The organism is Sporosarcina sp. QA0331 (assembly GCF_055808055.1).
On the sequence record NZ_CM147850.1, the window covers coordinates 3473255 to 3493365 of the forward strand.

The 20111-nt window shown below is 45.6% G+C and carries 20 protein-coding genes and 1 pseudogene; 3 read left to right on the plus strand and 18 right to left on the minus strand.

The window, feature by feature from the left end:
• Positions 1-4: 4 nt before the first annotated feature.
• Positions 5-646: a DsbA family oxidoreductase gene (locus tag AC0L13_RS17580; protein ID WP_473641882.1), complete on the minus strand. Its 642-nt coding sequence runs from the start codon at positions 644-646 to the stop codon at positions 5-7.
• A gap of 103 nt (positions 647-749) precedes the next feature.
• Between AC0L13_RS17580 and AC0L13_RS17585 the strand changes: the two genes are divergently transcribed.
• A complete protein-coding gene (locus tag AC0L13_RS17585; RefSeq protein ID WP_473641884.1) occupies positions 750-2126 on the plus strand; it encodes an FAD-dependent oxidoreductase in 1377 nt (458 codons plus the stop codon).
• Between the two features lie 46 nt (positions 2127-2172).
• A complete protein-coding gene (locus AC0L13_RS17590) occupies positions 2173-2958 on the plus strand; it encodes an AAA family ATPase (RefSeq protein ID WP_473641886.1) in 786 nt (261 codons plus the stop codon).
• A 50-nt stretch (positions 2959-3008) separates the two neighbouring features.
• Here AC0L13_RS17590 and AC0L13_RS17595 read toward each other — a convergent pair whose 3' ends face one another.
• Positions 3009-3935 carry a manganese-dependent inorganic pyrophosphatase gene (locus AC0L13_RS17595; RefSeq protein ID WP_473641888.1) on the minus strand — a complete coding sequence of 309 codons (927 nt, stop codon included), beginning with the start codon at positions 3933-3935 and terminating at the stop codon, positions 3009-3011.
• Positions 3936-3971: 36 nt separating this feature from the next.
• A complete protein-coding gene (locus tag AC0L13_RS17600) occupies positions 3972-4415 on the minus strand; it encodes an RrF2 family transcriptional regulator (RefSeq protein ID WP_473641890.1) in 444 nt (147 codons plus the stop codon).
• Positions 4416-4578: 163 nt separating this feature from the next.
• On the opposite strand from AC0L13_RS17600, the gene hmpA reads away from it, so the two are divergent.
• Positions 4579-5766 carry an NO-inducible flavohemoprotein gene (gene hmpA, locus AC0L13_RS17605; RefSeq protein ID WP_473641892.1) on the plus strand — a complete coding sequence of 396 codons (1188 nt, stop codon included), beginning with the start codon at positions 4579-4581 and terminating at the stop codon, positions 5764-5766.
• Positions 5767-5823: 57 nt separating this feature from the next.
• On the opposite strand, the gene AC0L13_RS17610 is transcribed toward hmpA, so the two are convergent.
• The 15 genes and pseudogenes from AC0L13_RS17610 to AC0L13_RS17680 all read right to left on the minus strand — a co-directional run bounded on the left by AC0L13_RS17610 (position 5824) and on the right by AC0L13_RS17680 (position 20101).
• The gene (locus AC0L13_RS17610; RefSeq protein WP_473641894.1) at positions 5824-6879 is read right to left on the minus strand and encodes a YkvI family membrane protein; all 1056 of its coding nucleotides are present in this window, start codon (positions 6877-6879) and stop codon (positions 5824-5826) included.
• Positions 6880-7074: 195 nt separating this feature from the next.
• Complete coding sequence (locus AC0L13_RS17615) at positions 7075-7590, minus strand: type 1 glutamine amidotransferase domain-containing protein (protein WP_473641896.1); 516 nt, start codon at positions 7588-7590, stop codon at positions 7075-7077.
• Positions 7591-7654: 64 nt separating this feature from the next.
• The gene (locus AC0L13_RS17620; RefSeq protein ID WP_473641898.1) at positions 7655-8248 is read right to left on the minus strand and encodes a DNA-3-methyladenine glycosylase; all 594 of its coding nucleotides are present in this window, start codon (positions 8246-8248) and stop codon (positions 7655-7657) included.
• 39 nt (positions 8249-8287) lie between these two features.
• Positions 8288-8500 carry a hypothetical protein gene (locus AC0L13_RS17625; protein ID WP_473641900.1) on the minus strand — a complete coding sequence of 71 codons (213 nt, stop codon included), beginning with the start codon at positions 8498-8500 and terminating at the stop codon, positions 8288-8290.
• Positions 8501-8547: 47 nt separating this feature from the next.
• Positions 8548-10281, minus strand: a complete 1734-nt coding sequence (locus AC0L13_RS17630; protein ID WP_473641902.1) for an ABC transporter ATP-binding protein — start codon at positions 10279-10281, stop codon at positions 8548-8550.
• A 170-nt stretch (positions 10282-10451) separates the two neighbouring features.
• A complete protein-coding gene (locus AC0L13_RS17635; RefSeq protein WP_473641904.1) occupies positions 10452-11027 on the minus strand; it encodes a hypothetical protein in 576 nt (191 codons plus the stop codon).
• On the minus strand, positions 11028-11555 hold the full coding sequence (locus AC0L13_RS17640; RefSeq protein ID WP_473641906.1) for an AAA family ATPase: 528 nt from the start codon (positions 11553-11555) through the stop codon (positions 11028-11030).
• 1 nt (position 11556) lies between these two features.
• On the minus strand, positions 11557-12201 hold the full coding sequence (locus AC0L13_RS17645; RefSeq protein ID WP_473641908.1) for a uracil-DNA glycosylase: 645 nt from the start codon (positions 12199-12201) through the stop codon (positions 11557-11559).
• Positions 12202-12215: 14 nt separating this feature from the next.
• Positions 12216-13160: a phosphotransferase enzyme family protein gene (locus AC0L13_RS17650; protein ID WP_473641910.1), complete on the minus strand. Its 945-nt coding sequence runs from the start codon at positions 13158-13160 to the stop codon at positions 12216-12218.
• A 1-nt stretch (position 13161) separates the two neighbouring features.
• Positions 13162-13509 carry a DUF6054 family protein gene (locus tag AC0L13_RS17655; RefSeq protein WP_473641912.1) on the minus strand — a complete coding sequence of 116 codons (348 nt, stop codon included), beginning with the start codon at positions 13507-13509 and terminating at the stop codon, positions 13162-13164.
• A 317-nt stretch (positions 13510-13826) separates the two neighbouring features.
• Positions 13827-14420 (minus strand): hypothetical protein, encoded by a 594-nt coding sequence (locus AC0L13_RS17660; RefSeq protein WP_473641914.1) that lies wholly within the window; start codon positions 14418-14420, stop codon positions 13827-13829.
• 481 nt (positions 14421-14901) lie between these two features.
• A pseudogene (locus AC0L13_RS17665) lies at positions 14902-15745 on the minus strand (transposase); the annotation flags it as partial.
• Between the two features lie 271 nt (positions 15746-16016).
• Positions 16017-17159, minus strand: coding sequence for an MFS transporter (locus tag AC0L13_RS17670; RefSeq protein ID WP_473647108.1), 1143 nt, complete (start codon positions 17157-17159; stop codon positions 16017-16019).
• Between the two features lie 147 nt (positions 17160-17306).
• Complete coding sequence (locus tag AC0L13_RS17675; protein WP_473641916.1) at positions 17307-18893, minus strand: flagellar assembly protein A; 1587 nt, start codon at positions 18891-18893, stop codon at positions 17307-17309.
• Between the two features lie 245 nt (positions 18894-19138).
• Entirely contained in the window at positions 19139-20101 is a 963-nt protein-coding gene (locus AC0L13_RS17680; RefSeq protein WP_473641918.1) for a siderophore ABC transporter substrate-binding protein, read from the minus strand.
• Between the last annotated feature and the right edge of the window lie 10 nt (positions 20102-20111).

Below are 20111 nucleotides of genomic sequence, written 5' to 3' on the forward strand. Positions count from 1 at the left end.
ACTTTTAGATTCTTTCTTCAGCAGCCACTTTTTTCAATGCTTCTGAGAATGCTTCGACGGGCTGTGCTCCTGAAATGGCGTATTTGCGGTTGATGACGAAGAATGGCACACCTCGTACTCCGAGTTGTCCTGCTTCTGCTATATCTTTTTTCACGTCATCGGCAAATTCGTCAGATTGAAGCGTTTGCTGAGCACGTTCCTTCGATAGTCCAACTTCTTCAGCTATTGCGAGCAATGTTTCCTCGTTATCGATTACTTCTCCATCCACGAAATGACCTTTCAATAGACGTTCAGAAGCAGCTGCGCCCTTCCCTTCCGTTTCGGCAAGCTTTGCAAGGCGATGTGCGCTGAAAGTGTTTGCGCCTTTCATGCCGTCGACATCATAGTCGAGATTGACTGTTTTCGCCTGCATTGCGACGTTCTGGAGCATCCCATTCGCTTCATCCAAGCTGATGCCATATTTCTTCGCCAAATCTTCAGGCACCGAGCCTCCTGCTCCTACTGGTGTATTCGGATCCAATTGGTACGCCTTGAACACGACTTCCGTCTTGCCTTCTAAGCCCGTTTCTTTTAACGCTTCTTCCAATCTTCTTTTCCCAATGTAACAAAAAGGGCAAACATAGTCTGACCACACTTCAATTTTCATCATACGTAACCACCTTTCATCTTCCATTTTAGATTTCATTCAAAATGGCAACAATGAATATGCCTGCTGCTATCGTAATCGAAGATTAATTGGAGGGCTGAACATGTACAATTCACTATGGCTGCAAACCGCTTATCCGCGGGATTCCTATCCCGCTTTAGACAAAGACATCAAGTGCGATGTTTGCATTATCGGAGGAGGCTTAAGCGGAATTGCCAACGCTTATTTTCTCGCAAAAGAAGGAAAAGACGTCATCCTGCTTGAGAAAGATGAAATCCTGTGTGGTGCAACAGGCAATTCAACAGGAAAATTGACGGCACAGCATGATATCGTCTACGCAAATTTGATTAAACAGTTTGGACGAGAAAACGCAAGGATTTATTATGATGTAAACCGACAAGCCGTCCTGTTTGGAAGGTCTTTTTCTAAAGGGGATGAACTGCGGAATGCAGATTCCATCCTTTTTTCTCAATCCAAGTATGGGACTGAGCTGCTTCAAGATGAAAAAAAGGCGTACGATGATATAGGTATAGTAGGAGAGTTTGGCAAGAATAGCGAACTTCCATTGAAAACGGAAGCTACGTTGACATTGAGAGATGAAACACAAATCCATCCTGTCCGCTTCGGCCAGCATTTGGCGAAGCTAGCCGTACAAGCGGGCGCACGCATTTTCGAGAAATCGGATGTGCGATTGATGGACTTGAAAAAACGCTTGCTCTATACGAATGCTGAACATGAAATCCAATTCAATGAACTTATTCTTTGCACACATTATCCAATAGAAGCGCTGAGAGGATTGCAAATACTGAAGTTGTCCGTTAGCAGATCTTATATCGTCTCCGCACAGGCGAATATGCCGTTGACCGGTCAATATATTTCGGTCGATAATCCGAAACGTTCGGTTCGAACAGCTTATATCGACGGAAAAACACATTTTCTTTTATCCGGCGAAGGGCATCAGGCAGGGATGGAGAAAGAGACCCAAGTACATTATGAAACTTTGTCCTCTGAATTGAGAAATGTCTATCAGCTAGACGAGATGAAATACGGCTGGTCGGCACAAGATCCGCAGACACCAGACCTTATCCCATACGCTGGCTGCATTTCAACTAGCATGCCGTACGTTTATTTGAATACGGGTTTCAGAAAATGGGGGCTCACCAACTCACTCGTCAGTGCACGAATCATCAGCGACCAAATTGTCGGACGTCAAAACAAGGCGGCTTCACTTTATGCTCCTGATCGCACAGGTTTTGGTTCATTCCTCGTCCAAGCGTTGAAGAACACGGGGCTTGTGCTGAAAGAATTTACCGGCGGTCACATTTCAAGGACAGACTCCCCTATATGCACTCATATGGGATGCAGGACTCGTTGGAATGAAGCCGACCAGACGTGGGACTGCCCGTGCCACGGATCTCGTTTCCGAAAGGATGGCTCTGTCCTCGAAGGACCTGCAACGAAGCCATTAGATTTAGGATAGGCACTCCCTCTGTTTTCCAGTATACTGACCAAAAGGGGTGATGCGCATGTCCTTGCGGAAAATCATACGGAAACAGGAAACGATGGAAGACAGCTACCCGTTCAATCTAGATCTTATACAGAATTTCGATTCCCTCTCCCTCGATTCGCCCGTTACAATCATCGCAGGCGACAATGGCAGCGGAAAGACGACACTGTTAGAAGGGATCGCAGCGGCTGCAGGCAGCATCCTAATCAGCGGCGAGCATATGGAACGGGACCGTGCGCTCTCCCCTGCTTTCGACCTGGCAGATGATTTAAAACTTGTATGGGATGTAAAGACAAAGAACGGATTCTTCTTCAGGGCATCCGATTTCATTACGTATACGCGGAGCCTTGCGATGATCCGTGAAGAGGCGAAGGCGAAAGTGGAGGAAATCAAACGACGCGATCCATATAGCCTTGAAGTCCTTCCTTATGCCAAGACGTATCATGAACTGCGTAATTTATACGGGGAGGGGCTTGAGAAAAGGTCCCACGGTGAAAGTTTTTTCGATTTATTTCAAGCAAGATTCCGCCCCGGCGGTTTTTACATACTCGATGAACCCGAGGCGCCTTTATCTCCGCAAAACCAATTGTCGCTCCTTGCGATGATCCATGACATGACGAAGGAAGGTGCCAAGTTTCTCATCTCCACGCATTCCCCGATCTTCATGGCATACCCTGGAGCGGATCTATATGAAATTCAAGATGGCGAGCTTATTCGGGCCACTTTCGAGGAAATGTCCCACGTTCAATTGACGCGTGATTTCCTAAATGCGCCTGACCGATATTTACGGCATTTATTCGAATGAAAAAGAAGCGGAGGGTATTCCCATCCGATTCTTTTTATTATTTCAATTTATTATTTTAGCGCTTCTGTCAAAACAGGTACGATTTGTTTTTTCCTTGAAACGACGCCTTTGAACAAAGTCGTATTGTTTTTCAAAGGAACGTTGAATGCAGCACAAGCGCGTTCAGCAGCGTTGCCGAGCGCAATGACGGACGAATCATTGTTCAAGATGTCCGTTACGACGAATAAGAACAGATCCAATCCTTTTTCTTCGATGATACTGTTCAATAGAACTTCTAGCTCAGACTGGCGGCTCATGACATCATTGACTTCAATCGCGTTCACTTGTGCGATTTCAATTTTCGAATCCCCGATTGTGAACTCCTTCGCATCAAGCGATACAAGCTCTTCGAGTGATTTTCCGCTCAAATCTGCCCCAGCCTTCAACATTTCAAGGCCATACGACTGTGCATCCACATCCGCAATCGCAGCCAATTCATCAGCCGCTGCACGATCCTCTTCCATAAATGTCGGTGATTTGAAAAGCAGTGAATCGGAAATGATTGCAGAAAGCATAAGTCCCGCAATATCCTTTGGAATTTCTACGTCATGTTCCTTATAAAGCTTTTTCAAGATCGTCGCAGTGCAGCCAACCGGTTCAGCACGGTAATAGAGCGGGTCCGCTGTTTGGAAATTCGCGATTCGATGGTGATCGACAACTTCGATGACTTGTACATCATCCAGATCATCGACACTTTGCTGTTTTTCATTATGATCGACAAGGATGACTTGCTTTGCTTCCGGCGCTGCTTTTTCAATCAATCGTGGAGCTTCAAAGCCGAATTGACTTAGCGCGTAAGCAGTTTCACCTGAAATGGAACCGAGACGCACCGCTTCTGCATCCATTCCAAGCTGTTGTTTCAAATAAGCATAGCTGATCGCCGACGTAATGGAATCGGTGTCAGGGTTTTTATGTCCAAATACTAATACTTTCCCCATCATAATCCTCCTACTGGTATATTCCTTTTTATTCTATCATAAAGGTTTGCTGAACAAAATTGCTGCCAGCTCTTCTTTATTTACAAGAAAATCGGCAATCGTGTACTTGTCCAACACGGCCAAATAAGCGGAAAGTGCTTCATGCAAAGCGCCTTTCAACCTGCATGCAGACGATAGGATGCAATGATTGCCATCCGGACGGAAACATTCGACTAAATAGAAATCATCTTCTGTTTTCCGCACGAGTGCGCCTACATTTATATCTTCAGGCTTCACGTTCAACCGGATTCCTCCACCTCTGCCGCGCACCGTTTCGATAAGTCCCATCCTTCCTAACTCATGGACGACCTTTGTCAAATGGTTTTTGGATATTTGGTAGCGATCCGAAATTTCCTGGATCGTCGATAACTCTTCTGCTTCCTTCGTCGCCAAATACATTAGTACCCGCAAAGAAAAATCTGTATATAAAGTTAACCGCATATTTTCACCGCCATTCACCAATCTATTATAAGCGATTATGTCGGTATCGTGAAAGAAATGTGTCTAAAATTTAACATCAATATAAAGATGCATTTTAAATATACCTTTTAGAAAAATAATCGTTTATAGTGGAATTAACAAAACACGAAAGGTTGTGCACCTTATGTTATCCCAAAAAACAATTGATATTGTAAAATCTACAGTTCCAGTTCTTGAACAACACGGCAAAACAATTACGACAGTCTTTTATAAAAATATGTTCGCCGCTCATCCTGAGCTATTGAATATTTTCAACCATGCAAACCAATCGAAAGGACGTCAGCAAACAGCACTCGCTAATGCTGTGTACGCAGCAGCTGCGAACATCGACAATCTAGGTGCCATCATTCCAGCGGTCGTCCAGATCGCGCATAAGCACCGTTCATTAGGCATCGAAAAAGAACATTATCCAATCGTCGGCTACCATCTTCTCGGCGCTATCAAGGAAGTGCTTGGCGAAGCAGCAACTCCTGAAATCATCGAAGCATGGGGAGAAGCATACGGAGTCATTGCAGATGCATTCATCGGCATTGAGAAAGACATGTATGATGCAACTGAAGAAGCTGAAGGCGGCTGGAGAACGTTCAAGGAATTCGTCATCGTCGACAAAGTTCCAGAAAGCGACGTCATTACATCATTCTATTTGAAACCTGCAGATGGCAAACAACTGCCTACGTACAAACCAGGTCAATACATTACAGTCCGTTTCCGGGTTCCTGGGGATGAATTCACATTGAACCGTCAATATAGCTTGTCCCAAGCACCAGGAAAAGACATATTCCGCATCTCAGTAAAACGTGAAGATGAATGCATGCCGAACGGAAAAGCGTCTGTCCATCTTCACCGAAATATGAACATCGGCGACAAAATCGAAGTGAGCGCTCCTGCGGGAGATTTCTTCTTGGATACAGAAAGCACATCACCTGTGACATTAATCAGCGGTGGCGTCGGCATCACACCGATGATGGCGATGTACGAAACGATTGCGAATGCTACACCTGAACGTCCAGTTGCATTCCTTCATTCAGCACGTACACGCAAGCACCAAGCATTCGATGAAGTAGTAAGCAACATAAACGAATCACTTCCAAATTCAAAATGTGAAGTACTTTACTCTGAAGAAGGCGATGGCTTCATCAACAGGGAATTCCTTGCGAAGCATGTAATTGAGGGCAGCGACGTGTACGTCTGCGGACCTACGCCATTCATGCAAGCAGTCGTCTCTGCATTGCGCAACATCGGAGTTAAAGAAGAAAACATCCACTTCGAATTCTTCGGACCGAAAGAAGAATTGGAAATGGTCACTGCATAATTAGGTACTAAAAACGCGGCCCCCTAACGAAGGGAGCCGCGTTTTCTCTTTTCTTTATTATCTTCTTACCTTCTCAGGTAATTTAACTGAAGCAACGATCAAAATTCCTGAAAGCAATAATCCTAAATAACCGATCAACGGATAGAAATTTGCAACAAGGTTTTTGAAACCTAAGAAGCTCAGCGCGAAGCCAATTACTAAAGTTATTAACACAAATAGCTTAAAATTCTTCGTACCGATTTTCACAAAACGTGCTCCGAAAGCATAAAACATGCTGACAGCCGTGTTGAAAATCATTCCGTATAGAACAAATGCCATAAATGTTGCAAGAACTGGGGAAATATCGTTAATGATTGCTAGCATTGGCAATTGTGCATCACCGACTACATCCACTCTAGAGAAGATCGCCAAATGGCTTAGCAAAATGAGAATACCTAAACCTAAACCGCCTACTAAACCTCCAAGCGCAGCAGTCTTTTCATCCTTTTCTGCTCCACCCATAACTAACGACATGGAAGCTCCTACCGCAATATTGAACGACACGTAGTTCACTGCAGAAATAAACCAGTTCGGTAATGTAGTATCTACACCTTGGGCAATCGGATCAAGCACTGCAAACGATGTATCCATCGTCATTAAGCAATAGACCGAAACACCGACGACCGCAATAATAAGGAATGGAGTAATACTTCCAATAACCGCAACAACTTTGTCAACATTTAATAGAATCGTGATAAAGACAAGCACAACCATCAACAAACTTCCGACAAAAGAAGGGATACCAAATTGCTGTTCAAGATTCGATCCAGCACCCGCTACCATGACAACACCTACACCAAACAACGTGAAAATAATGATGTAGTCAATGATCGTGCCTAAAAAACGCCCGCTAATCTTATAGATGACTTCCTTATGGGATGTTGTCTGCAACCGGCTTCCGAGCCTTGTCAATGACATCCCTATATAGGCGAATAAAGCCGTAGAAACAATTGCAGCGGCAATCCCCATCATTCCGAAACTTGTAAAGTACTGCAAAATCTCTTGGCCAGACGCAAAACCGGCACCAACGATGATTCCGATGAAAGCGCTTCCCATTTTCATTATTTTTATCATGGTGTTTTCCCCCTTGGTGTCCCCGTAAAAAAACGAATATGTACCAAATAATCCGAATTTTCAACGCGGATTGAGTTGTCCCGTTTCAATTTACCATGCTATTCACTTCTTTTCAACACAATATTTTTTCTTTATTTTTTTATTCCTAAATCTTACAAAAAAAGAACCGCCCTTGTCGAGGACGGCTCCACTTTATTATTTTGCAAGTAATTTCTTAGATTCTTCGATGAATGCCGGCAAGTCATCTGGCGTCCGGCTCGTCACCAATTGGTTTTGACAAACGACAACTTCTTTATCCGCATATTTTGCACCTGCATATTCCATATCGACTTTGATGGACTTATATCCCGTTGCATCTCTGCCATCCAATGTCTTTGCCGTAAGCAGCAATTGAGGTCCATGGCAAATGGCGAATACAGGCTTCTTATCATCCATGAACTTTTTCGCAAATTGAACGAATCGATCGTCCGCCCGTAGCTGATCTGGCGAAAAGCCGCCTGGAATGAACAGAGCATCGAAGTCTTCAGGCGAAGCATCGTCAATTCCAACATCAATCTTGACCGTCGACTCACCTTGCTTACCTTTCACTTCCTTGCCAGCTTCTTTCTCGATCGTGACGACTTCATGTCCCGCTTCCTCAAAAGCTTTAGCTGGCTCCGTATACTCCGAGTCTTCGAATAGATTCGTAATTACTGTAGCAATTTTTGCCATTCAAGCACTCACCCTTTCGTTTATTTTCACCTTACTACTATTCCACACTGTTGCGCTACTAAACTTAAGGGCGATACTTTGAGACAAAAGGATTATCTTTTTCAAAAAATCTCCATGGATAATGGACGGCTTCTCCGGAATTGCCAATCCCTACACGAGGGCCCGTTTCAATCTCAGTTCCACCTGGACCTTCGGCAACGAACAGCGGCTCGTCCGCCCAATGATGCCCATAATACTGCATCGTCACACCGAGCGCTTTTGATAGCTTGCCTGGCCCATTCGTCCAATCTTTCATTTTTAAATGTGAACCGCGATTATTCCTCATCAGCTCTAGTCCATCGACAGGTTCCGCCGCACGGATCAGAACAGCATGCGGCGTCCCAATCGGTCCACTCACGACATTCATCAGCGTATGGGTATGCATTTGATACGTATACACAAGCCCGGGAGCGCCGAACATGATCTCCGTCCGCTTCGTACGCCGGTTCCCGAAACTGTGTGCCGCACGATCTTCAGGTCCGTGATACGCTTCCGTCTCAACAATCCTTGCGGCAATGACCCCATCCGGCCGCTCATGCACAATATATTGTCCGATAAGATTGCGAGCAAGCTCCAGCACATGCGGTTCAAAAAATGATTTATCAATCGGCTCGTACATCCATATCCTCCATCCGTGCAAATTTTTCTCTTCATTATTTTACAGTGATCTTGTTATCATTAATTTTCTGTACATCGCTGCGATTTTCGGGTTCTCTCTTTCCCACTCTTTATTTCTTGGCATGGGAATCTTGTATTGCTTCTCCAACTCATTCATTAAACCGACGAGAAGCATATCTCTTTTCGGTTGGTCTGAATGAATTATTTCCTCATATTCTGTTTGATAATCCGCAAGCGATTTCTTTGTTGCCATTACATATTTCCTCCGATAATATTCTTCTAATGTTTTATTCAAATAGGTTACGACAATCCTTGCCCTTCCGCAAACTCTTTATAAAGAGGATGTGATTCAATTAATTCATTATGCGTGCCAATCCCCGTAATACGCCCCGCTTCAAGGAAAATGAGCTGGTCCGCATCAATGACAGTCGATAAACGATGCGCTATAATGAGCGTCGTTCTTCCTTCCATCAATCTCTGCAACGCCTCTTGGACATGCGCTTCGGATCCGCTGTCCAAGTTCGAGGTCGCTTCGTCCAGCAGCAAAATTTCCGGATCATGCAATAACGCCCTCGCAATTGCAATCCGCTGCCGTTGCCCACCCGAAAGCTTCATTCCCCTTTCCCCTACGAGGGTTTCAAAGCCGTCTGACATCGCTTCAATAAATTGCAGAGCATTCGCCGCCTCAGCAGCCTTCCGCACTTCCTCAAGTGTCGGACGCACTTCTAAGCCGTACGCAATATTGTCCATAATCGTTCCGCTCAACAACGGGCTTTCCTGGGACACATAGCCGATCCGCTTCCTCCAATCGGACAATGAGATATCCGAGATCAGTACATCTCCGATGGTAATCTCACCTTCCGTTGGCAAATAAAATCGTTCAATCAAAGAAAAAATCGTCGTTTTCCCGCCGCCGCTCGGTCCGACAAATGCGGTGACCGTCCCGGGTTTTGCTTGGAATGAAATCCCCTCTAAAACTTCCTTTCCACTTTCGTACGAAAAGCTAACCGATTCGAAACGAATACTTCCGTCCGGCACCATAGTAGTACCTTCCGACTTCTCGCTGTCCATTCCTAAAATCTGCTGAATCCGCTCCGTTGCGCCGACTGCCTTCTGGAAAATTGTAAACACTTGCGCCATTTGGGCAAACGGCATAATGATTTGGAACATGAGAAAAATAATGGCGACGAGCGTTCCCGCGGATAAAACACCTTTTGAAACTTGCGCACCGCCATACCCTAAAATGACGACTAAAATGCTCATCATCACAAGCGTCATGACCGGTGATATAATCGCTTGGATCCTCGCTTCCTTCAATCCGAATGAAAACAAGGACTGAATCGCCTTCTCGCCTTTCACCCCTTCATTCGGCTCCGCCCGGTACGCCTTCACTAAACGAATATCGCCAAGCACACGGCTGAGATGCCCCGAAAACTTCGCCATCTCCCCTTGTGTCGCCTTCGCAATCTTGTGCATGATCCGGCCAAGCGGAAAAATGATCGCCATGCTGACCGGAATGCTAATCAACATGATCAACGTCATTTTCCAATCCAAATACAACAGAATCGCAACCGCTCCTATGATTGAAATGATACCCGTTATGAACGACACGAGATGATCCGACACTAATTGCTTCAGCATCGTCGTATCTTGCGTAATGCGGCTCATCGTTTCACCGGTTTCATTTTCATCATAATAGGGAACCGGAAGCCGAAGCACTTTCCCCCATAGCTTGCCCCGCAAATCAGCAACTATCGTTTCGCCGATATACGCAAGCAAATAATACGAAACCCCACCTAAAACAGCTTGTAGAATAAAAACCGTAAAAAGGAACACGGCTGTTTTCCAATTAAACGATGCCGCCGTCAACGAATCAACAAGCTCCCTTGTCACTAACGGAACCGCCAAACTCGCCGCAGTCGAAAACAGAGCAAGAACAAGCGCAATCGCCGTCTTCCCCTTCGGCCATTTCAGCTGACGCAATAAAGCAATGAACTCCTTCATCGATCCCTTCGTTTTCAACTCATTTTCCATCCAATCAACCCTCTCTATTCCCCAAATACGCATAAATTCATCCAGACGCGCATAACCCGTCCCATAAACGCATAAAACCACGAAAGTACGCATAAATGCAAAAGTCCACGCATAAACCCTTCTAAACGCTCATAACTGTGTACAATCGCGCATAAACATTTGCAGACGCTCTATTCTCCCTCATACCAATAATAAGCATTATAAAACTGTATATACATATCAAAGCTCATCCTAATGTCATTTTGAATTTCTTCAATTAGATCGATTAATTGGAATCTCGTATAAGGGGAACTCTTAATCCTCACAATGTCTTCCTCAGCTGCTTGGCTCCACCGCAAAGTTGCATATAAATACTTCCTGGATTCGGATGAGTGTTCTTCTTCAAAAGTGATATGCAATAGGTTGTTCCGCAAGCTTCTAACGCTCTCCAACATCTCATCCAATTCTCTTTTACTTATTTTCGATCTGGAAGTCGTCATCAAATCCAATTCGTACGTTTTGAGAACGTATTCAGTAGCGCTCTTTACATGATCCAGTCTATAGTCCTTTAGCAGATTCCAACCTTCATTCTCTTCATCCGCCTTCTTAAATTCGTATAATTTCATTTTGTAATCTTGTAAAATAGGAAGCTCCGTTTTAACTGAAACAGACTTGTAGACGCTGAAAAACGAATACGGAAAAAATATTGTTGTTACAAATACCACCACAAAACCAATGATGACGCCGATCCAAACTACCTTTTTCAATTAACGTCCCCCCACACTCAACGTTGTAAACCATCTCTCCATTTTCCTCGGCGATTTCAAAATCAACACTTCCGCATTGGCACGCTCAAGCATTTGCAAAACGCCTGGCCGCTTCTTCTTCGGATACGTCCATATGAACTTCACAAACTCCCAATCGACCTTTTCTTGACAACCTTCCGCCATATCCGGACGCGTTTTCCCGCGATACATCCATCTTCTTTTGAAAACCCTCGACAGGCATAGCCAGTTCGGAAAGTCGAGGAAGATAATCAAATCAGCATATTGAGCCCGCATCTCAATCGTGGAGTTGAAATTTCCATCGATGATCCATGCGGGCTTTTCTAATTCGTTCTGAAGTTTTTTCCGAAATTCGGGCTTCGGCGTCGGCACCCATCCTTCATTCCAGAAAAGGGCATCCAAATGAAGAACCGGCAATCCGAGACGTTCTGCAAGCTCAACGGATAGCGTTGACTTTCCCGCCCCGCTACAGCCTATAATTAGAATCCGGTTATATGACTTTTCATTCATCTTACAATTCCTCCAGCATCTTGCCAATCGCCAACCAATCCGCATCTAAGTCGGGACGGTGGGACGGTCGATAAAAGACAGCTGCCGGATGGAAAGTCGGGACTATTCGATACAATCGGTCGGTCCACTCAAATGCAGTTGCATCGAGATCAGGGAGAAACCGAACTGGCCGCTCCAACAATTGGCCATGCAGCTCCGTCACTTTCGCCTCTTTCCCGAGCAGCCTTTGCAATCCGACATTGCCTAGCGCTACAATGAGCTTCGGCTGGATATTCGCCAACTCATAATCAAGCACTGGGGCATGCGCCAATATCTCTTTCTTCGTCGGCGGCCGATTGTACTTCCGCTCCGTCATCGTGCCGTCCCTCTCTCGCTTTTCTCCCCATTTGTATGGACGGCTGCGCACTGTACTCGTAATATACACATCGTCACGAGTAAGTCCGATCGAATCAAGCGACTTCATCAATTCCTTGCCGGCCCTGCCGATGAAAGGAATTCCATCCACAGCCTCGAATTCCCCCGGCGCTTCGCCGATCAACATTAGCTCAGGCTTCTGGGGTCCTTCCCCATAGACAAAACCTTCCACGGGAAACCCTTTGATCCGCTCTCTGCCAAGTTCAGCAATCGATTCAGGTATGCGAAACATCGACACACTCCCTTTCAGCCTTGCAACAGCATGATTGTTTCATCTATAAATGCTTTCCCTTCACCTTGTTTGATCTTCTCGATTCCTTCTCCTATCCGATCATATCGAAATGCGCGGATAATTGCGAATAGATGAGGGATCATCTCCTTTTCGCGATCAGATAAAGGTCTTTCAGTTTCATAAGCGTCTATGTATGCTTCGTATCGTTCCTTATGAGTTTCTTTTCCTTCGAAGTCATGATGCCATGCCAAGAAAATTGCTTGAGCGACGCATTCATTCACAAGAACTTCTTCACCGCCTACATCAAAGTCAAATATGGCGGAAATCTTGTCGTCTTGGAATAACAGATTATACGGTGCTAGGTCCCCTTGTACAGGACCTATAGGCACCTCATGCCACTCCGCTTGTAGAATGGCTCTTCTCGTCAAATATAATTCTTGAATCGCGGACAACTCCTTTTCAAACTGCCCACTCTCCTTAACAGAACGAACCAAGTCCAAGTAGCATAATTCGTTTTCGTCATAGTCACCTAGGTCATCTGTTTCATTCCCGCCAAACATGCCCCAGCTCGTTCCCCTGCCGAATTGCAAGTTAGTGGTAGCAGAAACGGCGTGCTCTTTACCAAGCATAATGCCCAGCTCTACAATATGTTCCAACCGGAGACTGTTAATCTCTTCTCCAATCCCTTTTCGTTCCAAAATAAAAAACAAGTCGCTGTGTATGACGTAACGTTCCCCATCCATCGCTCTTTCCGGCACGATGAAAGGAAGTCCAACGTCGCTCATTTGCTCTGTAAATGCAATCATCGTTTCTACGAATTGAGTCGTCAGCTTCTCTCCTTTTAGAAAATACGTTTCCCCATCCACTTCCACCTCTGCAACAAGCCGATCCTTGTCTCGCAAAATTTCATGGCGTGTTACCGGCTTTGAAAAATATTGCTGCATTACCTTATGAATCAATTCATTCACCCCCAACGATATATTGTTCCAATGCACGCTCTACACTTGTCGCAAAGCTATTGCCCGCTCCCCAATCGAAGCGGAAAAATACACCTTCCGAGCTGCCTGCCGCAACGACATGGACACGTGTCGACCCGTCAAAGTTATCAATAGTCGTCGTTACGGATGCCCTGTTATTCGAGCGCATATAGTATTTTTCCATAATTAATACATGGACTTCCGTTGAACCGGCTGTCCTCATATAATGATCTACTAACGTACCGCTAATGCTTCCACGGAGGATTTCAGACTGAATGGTGTCCACTGCTTCCCCTGGCGAAATCGACACGTTGAAGTTCTTGATTGACATATCAACATCCCCTCTCTATATGGCTAACTACGTATGGAACCTATTGGAAGTTTCATTTTGTTGAAGTTTCCGATAGAGGAGAGAGAGTATTAACGTGAGGGGACGTTCTTTGGACGCGAATTGTCTCGCTTTGGGCGCGGAATGCCTTGCTTTGGACGCCGAACGCCTCACTACGGGCATGAACTTCGCGAAGCTAATAAAAAACTGACGATCCTCAAACAGGGTCGTCAGTGAGATTTTTATTCGGCAATGAGATCGGGGTCGTTTTGGTTTGCGATGCCAAACTCGAAGTAATCCGACCTTTCACTAAGCAATAATTATTTCAAGCCATCATGCTCGACATCCGTTTCTATATAATTCCCCTCCTCATTCGGTTCTTCCAATCCGAGTCCATCCATAATTTTTGTTGCATCATCGTCAGCAACGTTGCCAACTGATTTGATAATGACATCGACAATATCGAATGCGGTTTGACGGGGTTCAAACCCTTCAACTTCCAGCAGAATCGCTTTCATCTCGTCCTTTTCACCTGTTGATAAACCGCTGATTCTGAGGTCATCATGCAATTCAATGGTCACCGTTTGCGTGCCGTCAGCTTGGTCAAGCCACTCGAAATTTTCAATTTTGTAGTCCAAACCTTGCGCAGCAGCATGCTCATTGAATCGTTCCTTGAATTCGTCCATCGTCAAGCCGATTGTTTGGTCGTTTTGCTGTTCATTCCCTGCTTCCGCATCGTCTTCTGCTTCATCCTCTTCAGCATTCGAGTCAGCACCTTCCGTATCACCTGTTGTCGTCTCCGTATCTTTGCCTGTCGTTGCATCAGTTGAGCCGTCGTCCTTGTCATTTCCACATGCAGCAAGGCCCAAAACGAGCACAAGTGCAAAGAAGAATAGTTGCAGTCTGTTCTTCACGTTTCCATCTCTCCTCTTCTATCAAATCCATATTCTATGTATCTTCACACTCTTCTTCTATAGCCTTCACAAATGGCATCCAAACATTGAAAAAGGACTGCCAAATAAGCAGTCCTTCAGACTGTAGACAAAAGGGTTGGAAATCGTAGATTCCCAACCCTTTTGCTTAAAAAACATGTGAATTTTAACTGTTAGTAGACTGAAATAACGTTGATTTCCGTTTCGGGCGGACGCTTTCCGGGGGCTTGCCCTCAGCCTCCTCGGAGGTGCTGCTCCCAACGCTTCGCTTTTGGTCGCAAAAGCCGTTCTTCGTTACGGCTTTTCCTGCGGGGTCTTCACGCTGCGCTGATCGCCCAGGAGTCGCCGCCCTACACTCCAATCAACTGGAAATCCCTTAAGACAGGGTCATCATTTCAGCCTTCACAGCTGGCGCTCACCACGTCCAACTTGCCAGCTTCTTCAAATTTATAGCAGCAAAGACGCGCTCAATCGTCTCTTTGCGCTTTCCGGATATTTCCTTGATTTCATGATTATGTTGCAAGTCCTCAGCTACATCCAAATAGTCCTGCCAGACATGCCTCTGAATCATCTTTTGTTGATTCTTACTTTGCGTGCATTGGCCAATCACTGGACATGCGGCACAAATAGAAGGCGTCGATGCATATTGGCGGTATCCTTCCTTCGTTGTTGTTCGGTAGGTTAGCACCTGTCCTTCGGGACAGAGATAGCAGTCGTAATGCTCGTCATAGACATACTCGTGTTTTCTGAAAAAGCCTTCTTTTGTCATTCGTCGTTTGTACGGAAGTGCAGGAAGAACCTGATTCTCTAAAAGGAAGTTGGCAATGGCTGGTGTTTTGTAAGCTGCATCGGCGGCAACGACGACTGGACGTCCTACTTGGTCGATGATCTTCCGGACTAATGGTTCAAGCATGTTGCTGTCGTGGATATTCCCTGATCTGCTCGAACAGACCCGTATCTGCAAATCGACGGACATAGTTCTTCCCGAACGTGGAGAAGTGAGGAACCTCTGTATGAAAGCCGAAGCCAAGGAACCAGCGATATGCCACGTTCGCTTCAATTTCCTTGATTGTCTGGCGCATAGAGCGGATGCCGAAGGTATACTGAATGAATGTCATCTTGATGAGTACGACAGGATCTATGCTAGGCCGCCCAATGGTTGAATACAGATCTTCAACTAATGGATAGATGAAGGAAAAATCAAGGGCCGCATCCAGTTTGCGCACCAGATGGTCTTGAGGAACCAACTGCTCTATGGTTAGCATTTCTAACTGTTCACGTTCATTAATTTGATTCTTCGTCATCATATCCATCACCTCATTCGGTTAGTAGCGAACTCCGTTGATTGGAGCGGAGAGCGGCGACTCCTGCGGGAACAGCGCGAGCTGAAGACCCTGGACTGAGCGCAGCGAGGGAAGCGGCTGAAGCCGTGCCCGCGGAAAGCGTCCGCTCGCAGCAGAAATCAACACTGTTAGCTTTATCTCTACTATTTTAAAAGAAAAAAGACCATAGGCAAACACCAAAATTCATGGTGTTTGTCTACAGCCTGAAGGATTGCCAAATAGCAGTCCCTGTCGTTTATTCTAATTCCAATTGTTTTGTTTCGGTCCCTAGCAGCAGAACCGCGATGACGCCGAGTATGATGGCACCGCAGAAGATCGTGAAAATGAATCCGAAGCTGTAGCCAGCAGTTAACATCGAGCCGACAAGCAATGGGCCGAAGATGCCGCCGATTCTGCCGACTGCGGCCGCCATTCCCGATCCGGTCGCACGGACGGCGGTTGGATATTGTTCCGGTGAATAGGCGTATAATGCCCCCCACGCCCCTAAGTTGAAGAATGAAAGGAAAGCGCCTGAAATGAGCAGCATCGTAAGCGACTCAGCATTTCCGAAAAGAAGCGCGCTCACTGCTGTTCCGATCAAGTATGTCGCAAGGACAAATTTTCGACCTGCCCTTTCAATAAGCCAGGCAGCTGTGAAATAGCCCGGCAATTGTGCGAGTGTCATGATGAGCACATACTTGAAGCTATGGATCATATCGAATCCTTTCATGACCATGACGCTCGGCAGCCAGAGGAACATGCCGTAATAGGAAAACACGACGGTGAACCAGACGATCCAAAGCATCGTCGTCCTCCGCGCGTATGGCTTGGACCAAATTAGCTTCAACTTGTCGCCGATTGTCTGTTTCGGTTCTCCCTCCCTTTCAAATTTCGGGGAGTCGGGCAAGTTGCGCCGTAAATAGATAGCGTAAAATGCTGGGAGTGCGGTCAGAATGAGCGCTATCCGCCATCCGAATTCAGGGATGATGAAGTACGCAAGCAACGCGGCGATGAGCCAGCCTGCCGCCCAGAAGCTTTCCAACAAGACGACGACTCGTCCGCGCTCTTTCGCGGATACACTCTCTGAGACGAGCGTCGAGGCGACTGGAAGCTCCCCTCCGAGACCTGCCCCTACGAAAAAGCGCAAAATGAGGAAGACGGTCAACGTCGTCGTCAGTGCCGATAATCCACTCGCCAATGAAAAGAGTACGAGCGTCATCATAAAAACATTTTTTCTTCCGATCCGGTCGGCAAGCAATCCAAAGCCGAATGCCCCGATTGCCATGCCGATCGAGTTCATGCTTCCGATCCAACCCATTTCACTTGTCGTCAGATGCCATTCGACCGAAATGGCTGCAATGACGAACGATAGGATGCCGACATCCATCGCGTCGAACATCCAACCTGTCCCAGAAATCGCGAGTAATTTATTGCGGGAGATGCTGCTATTTTTTGTATTCAAAATCAGTCTGCCCTTCGTTGTATAGTTTAGTGTCTTGACACTTGTCATTATACTATCAGACTACTAGTAATCACAAGCAGTTTTTTAAACGATGCTTAATCGCCCATCTAACATTCGCGCATGAACCCCTAGTTTATCCACATCAATATGATGGACGGTATCTCCAATCCAAATTTCCGTGCCGCAACGGGCGAGGCCAATCGTAATCGTCCCGCCACTATCCGTCTTGATGACCGTTTTCACACCCTTCGTGGAGCCAGTTTCCTTAATGGACACCTTTTCACCTGCTTCGATGCACCCACCACGACAGCAGCCTTCAACAGAAACTCGCTTCTTCGCAGTGACTGAGCAATTATAAAGTCCTGTATCCGTCACCTCGATAGATCCGTTGCACGACAAGACGCTATTAATAGCGTACGGGAGCTTTAGAAAAGAATTACTGCCTCCCTTTGCCGAGAATTGCTCTACAAGCGCATAGGCTTCCTTCAAAAGCTTTGAAAATTCTTCCGCGTTCCTGACGACTGTCAACGACGTGTCCGTAAAGACGTTATATAATTTCTCTATGACCGGCTCCCATTCCGGCGACAGTTGGGTGGAATGATTCTTCGCCTTTTGAATGAATTCAAGTTTGTCTTGTTGAAAATCCAAATACTTTTCCTTCAAAATGACCCGCACGAGATCTTTCAGTTCACTAGCGTCGACTTCTTCTGGCTGGACGCCCCGGATATGGATGATTTGAAAGATGGTGTCCTTAATCCTGTCCAAATAACAAAGGAGGCTATTCAATTGTTCAGCAAGTACTTCTTCCAACACTTCCTTCATTCCGACGGTTACAGTGGATGAAAAGACGTTACCTTCTATGACGGCGGATACGCCCGCCTCGACGGTTGCTTTCCGGACTACCCCGTGAATGAAGACTTTTCCTGTAGCGCCGACGAACATTGAGTTTTCCACGTCTTTTCCAATACGGACATCACCGTTGAAACGAATATTGCCACTGCTTAAATCGACATTTCCATCAACAATGAATTCATTTGTCACGTCAATTTTTACGGATAGGCCGTGCCTTTCCATTAGCAGCCGACCAGGTGAGCGGGCGTATAGATCATTTCCGCACATTTCCAACTGGTCGCCAAGCTTCAAGTTCAAGTCACAAACTTCTTTCGTTGGAACAGTGTTTCCAAATACATCCATGCCGTACACACCAGGGACAGCGGGCAAATAAGTGGCAACAAGTTCGTTTTCTTTGATGGACTCTATCGGGTTCATTTCCCTGAAATCTACTTTTCCACTTTCGCTATAAAAACGGCGCTCGCTTCGCCTAGGCAAATAAAGGTCTCCATCGAACCCTTCAACAGGCAGATGCCCTTTTGCGATGATCGCTTCATAGGGGAATAATGTGCGGCATCCTTTTAGTATGACTGCGTAGTCGATCCTTTCTGTAATGCCCATTTCTTCAAGCTTCTTCATGACTTCTTCTGGATCTAAATCATTATAAGGCTCGATTCTCTCCTCCAATTCAAGTGAGTAAGCCTCCTGAAAGATAGTATTGGGCAGCCGTCGCCTGATTCGTTTACCAGGCGTTACGGTAAGCATGGCGATGATATTTTGCTCGATGAGCCGGATGCTAAATTGTGCTGGGACAATTTCGTCATGTTCAGACTTCCCCATACTTTCACCTCGAATCACCATTTTATTTTTTATAATAACAAAAAAAGGTCTGTTCACCTAATTAGTGAACAAACCTTTCAGCCTGTTGAGAAACGCTCGCATCCGTTGTTGCTCGTCTCGCTCGTCCGCTCATGAACCTCAGTTCTATTCGCGTCTTCGCTCGACTTCGCGCCTAGGCTGACAAGCGTTTTCAATCAGGCTGAGGAAACCCCAATGAATTGCGGTTTCCCCAAAACGAGAGAGCGTTATAGTGCTGCTTCTACTTCTTTAATCATTTCCTTCATGGACATTAAACCGCCGCCAGAAAGGTACCAATATTCCCCGTTCAAGTAGATGATCTTATTGTTATTATAAGCATCGGTCTTTTTCACGAGATCATTTTCAATAGAATCTTTTGCGCTTGCACCGTTGCCGATTGCAGCATCACGATCGATGACGAATAGAACGTCTGGGTTTTTCTCAACGATGTATTCAAATGTGACACTTTGTCCGTGTGTAGAAACTTCGATTTTTTCGTCAGCTGCTTTATAGCCCATTACGTCGTGGATGAGACCGAAACGTGAATTTGGTCCATATGCGCTCACTTTGCCTTCATTTGCAAGAACGATAAGTGCCTTTTCATTAGCAGAAGAAGTTTTTTCTTGAATTGCAGCGATTCTTTCATCAATATCCGCAAGCTCAGCTTTCACTTCGTCTTCCTTGCCAAAGATTTGTCCCATCAATTCTGCATTATGTTTGAAGGAATCGATATAATGCGCAGTATCGATGCCAACGTAAATCGTTGGAGCAATTTCAGATAGTTGATCATATAAATCAGATTGGCGACCTGAAATGATGATAAGGTCTGGCTTCATTGCATGAATTGCTTCAAAATCAGGCTCTTTCAAGCTTCCGAGATTTTCATATTTATCGTCGTCATACTTTGAAAGGTATCCTGGAACGTTCGCTCTTGGCAAACCTGCCACTTCAACACCAAGTTCATCCAACGTATCAAGTGTTCCGAAGTCGAAAACAACTACTTTTTCAGGGTTTTTCGGTACTTCAACTGGCTTGTCGCTAAGTTCATGTTCAACTGAAATCGTTTCAGCTGCATTATTATTTTCTGCATCGGAACCTGTTGCTTTTTCACTATCTTTGTCCTTCGTGCCGCATGCAGCAAGTACAATCATAAGAGCCGCCAGCAAAAGAGTTATTGAAAGCTTTTTCATCGATACCATC

What these genes read in the sequence shown, in the direction of transcription:
- AC0L13_RS17670 (WP_473647108.1), bottom strand. Translation starts at nt 17,159, where the DNA reads ATGTTCGACGCGATGGATGTCGGCATCCTATCGTTCGTCATTGCAGCC.
- AC0L13_RS17600 (WP_473641890.1), bottom strand. Translation starts at nt 4,415, where the DNA reads ATGCGGTTAACTTTATATACAGATTTTTCTTTGCGGGTACTAATGTAT.
- AC0L13_RS17610 (WP_473641894.1), bottom strand. Translation starts at nt 6,879, where the DNA reads ATGATAAAAATAATGAAAATGGGAAGCGCTTTCATCGGAATCATCGTT.
- AC0L13_RS17675 (WP_473641916.1), bottom strand. Translation starts at nt 18,893, where the DNA reads ATGGGGAAGTCTGAACATGACGAAATTGTCCCAGCACAATTTAGCATC.
- AC0L13_RS17585 (WP_473641884.1), top strand. Translation starts at nt 750, where the DNA reads ATGTACAATTCACTATGGCTGCAAACCGCTTATCCGCGGGATTCCTAT.
- AC0L13_RS17655 (WP_473641912.1), bottom strand. Translation starts at nt 13,509, where the DNA reads ATGTCAATCAAGAACTTCAACGTGTCGATTTCGCCAGGGGAAGCAGTG.
- AC0L13_RS17625 (WP_473641900.1), bottom strand. Translation starts at nt 8,500, where the DNA reads ATGGCAACAAAGAAATCGCTTGCGGATTATCAAACAGAATATGAGGAA.
- AC0L13_RS17645 (WP_473641908.1), bottom strand. Translation starts at nt 12,201, where the DNA reads ATGTTTCGCATACCTGAATCGATTGCTGAACTTGGCAGAGAGCGGATC.
- AC0L13_RS17595 (WP_473641888.1), bottom strand. Translation starts at nt 3,935, where the DNA reads ATGGGGAAAGTATTAGTATTTGGACATAAAAACCCTGACACCGATTCC.
- AC0L13_RS17620 (WP_473641898.1), bottom strand. Translation starts at nt 8,248, where the DNA reads ATGTACGAGCCGATTGATAAATCATTTTTTGAACCGCATGTGCTGGAG.
- AC0L13_RS17580 (WP_473641882.1), bottom strand. Translation starts at nt 646, where the DNA reads ATGAAAATTGAAGTGTGGTCAGACTATGTTTGCCCTTTTTGTTACATT.
- AC0L13_RS17590 (WP_473641886.1), top strand. Translation starts at nt 2,173, where the DNA reads ATGTCCTTGCGGAAAATCATACGGAAACAGGAAACGATGGAAGACAGC.
- AC0L13_RS17640 (WP_473641906.1), bottom strand. Translation starts at nt 11,555, where the DNA reads ATGAATGAAAAGTCATATAACCGGATTCTAATTATAGGCTGTAGCGGG.
- AC0L13_RS17630 (WP_473641902.1), bottom strand. Translation starts at nt 10,281, where the DNA reads ATGGAAAATGAGTTGAAAACGAAGGGATCGATGAAGGAGTTCATTGCT.
- AC0L13_RS17680 (WP_473641918.1), bottom strand. Translation starts at nt 20,101, where the DNA reads ATGAAAAAGCTTTCAATAACTCTTTTGCTGGCGGCTCTTATGATTGTA.
- hmpA (WP_473641892.1), top strand. Translation starts at nt 4,579, where the DNA reads ATGTTATCCCAAAAAACAATTGATATTGTAAAATCTACAGTTCCAGTT.
- AC0L13_RS17615 (WP_473641896.1), bottom strand. Translation starts at nt 7,590, where the DNA reads ATGGCAAAAATTGCTACAGTAATTACGAATCTATTCGAAGACTCGGAG.